The organism is Pollutimonas bauzanensis, assembly GCF_900129885.1.
In the GTDB taxonomy this organism is placed as follows: Bacteria; Pseudomonadota; Gammaproteobacteria; order Burkholderiales; family Burkholderiaceae_B; genus Pollutimonas; species Pollutimonas bauzanensis.
Genome location: NZ_FQXE01000039.1, coordinates 1 through 1,610, shown reverse-complemented (window position 1 = coordinate 1,610; position 1,610 = coordinate 1). Strand labels below are relative to the sequence as shown.

The window sequence follows — 1,610 nt, the reverse complement described above, 5'->3', positions numbered from 1 at the left end:
ATACCATCGTCATGGTCGAACAGAACTTCCACTTCGCCGCGCCCCTGGCCGACCGCTTCTATGTCATGGAGCACGGCCAGATCGTCGAACAATTCAATGCGGCTGAACTGCCAGCCAAACAAGATGTGCTCAATACGCTCTTGGGCGTTTAAACACTAACAAACACCGGACAACCCGGTACAACAAAACCAGGAGAGACCCTTCCATGAAACTGCGTACACTATCCGCTGCATTCGCTCTCGCCGGCCTCACGATGGCCGCTCCAGGCCAGGCGGCGGGGATATCCGACGACGTCATCCGCATCGGTTTCATTACCGATATGTCCGGCCTGTATTCCGACATTGACGGCCCCGCCGGCGCAGAAGCGATCCGCATGGCGATTGCCGACGCGGGCGGCGAGATCAACGGCAAGAAAATCGAGCTCCTGGTGGCCGACCACCAGAACAAGGCCGACATCGCCTCGGCCCGGGCGCGCGAATGGTTCGACGAGAAACACATAGATGTGCTCATCGGCGGCACCAGCTCCGGCACCGCCCTGGCCATGGCAGGCGTGGCCGCCGAAAAGAAAAAGCCCTTCATCTCCGTGGGCGCCGGCGCATCCGAACTGACCAATGCCCAGTGCTCGCCCTACACCGTCCACTATGCCTATGACACCATCGCGCTGGCGCGCGGCACGGGTTCGGCCGTCGTCAAGAACGGCGGGAAAACATGGTTCTTCCTGACCGCCGACTATGCCTTCGGCCATGCCCTCGAACGCGACACCGCCGCCGTCGTCAAGAAGTCCGGCGGCACGGTCGTGGGCGCCGTCAGGGCCCCGCTCAGCACCTCGGATTTCTCCTCATTCATGCTGCAGGCCCAATCGTCAGGCGCCAAGATACTCGGCCTGGCCAATGCCGGCGGGGACTTCATCAACTCGGTGAAGGCCGCCAAGGAATTCGGCGTCTCCAACACCATGAACCTGGCCGGCCTGCTGGTGTTCATCAACGACGTCCATGCGCTGGGCCTGGAAAATACGCAAGGCCTGTACCTGACCAGCGGCTGGTACTGGGACAAGGACGACGCCTCGCGCAAATGGAGCCAGCGCTTCTTCGACAAGCACAAGCGCATGCCTTCCTTCCTGCAGGCGGGCGACTACTCGGCCGTTGATTTCTACCTGAAAGGCGTCAAGGCCAGCGGCACCGACGACGGCGACGCGATCATGAAATGGCTGAAGTCCAACAAGGTCAACGACTTCTTCGCCACCAACGGCTATATCCGCGAAGACGGCCGCATGATCCACGAAATGTATCTCATGCAGGTCAAGAAGCCATCCGAATCCAAGAAGCCCTGGGATTACTACAACATCGTGGAAGCCCTGCCCGGCGAAAAAGTCTACGCTTCACTGGAAGAGTCGACTTGCAAATTCATCAAGAAATAAGCGCTATTTCTCTATGAAAGGCAATGCTCCAGGCTGCACGCGGGAGCATTGTCGTTATTGCTCTGTACCTATTCGGCTTGTCATGGATTTCCTACACATATGACTGAAATATTCGGCATACCTATCCAGGCGCTACTGGGCCAGCTGCTGCTGGGCCTGGTAAATGGATCGTTTTACGCAGTACTGTCGCTGG

The 1,610-nt window shown here is 58.7% G+C and carries 1 protein-coding gene and 2 pseudogenes; all 3 read left to right on the top strand.

Features of this window, described 5'->3' with window-relative positions; translation table 11 throughout:
• Positions 1-152: pseudogene (locus BUB23_RS26355) on the top strand (ABC transporter ATP-binding protein); the annotation flags it as partial.
• Between the two features lie 53 nt (positions 153-205).
• A complete protein-coding gene (locus tag BUB23_RS26350) occupies positions 206-1,417 on the top strand; it encodes an ABC transporter substrate-binding protein (RefSeq protein WP_073110396.1) in 1,212 nt (403 codons plus the stop codon).
• A gap of 99 nt (positions 1,418-1,516) precedes the next feature.
• Positions 1,517-1,610, top strand: a pseudogene (locus tag BUB23_RS26950) (branched-chain amino acid ABC transporter permease); the annotation flags it as partial.

Excerpts from the sequence above, each read along its gene's own strand:
- BUB23_RS26350 (WP_073110396.1), top strand. The coding sequence starts at position 206 with ATGAAACTGCGTACACTATCCGCTGCATTCGCTCTCGCCGGCCTCACG.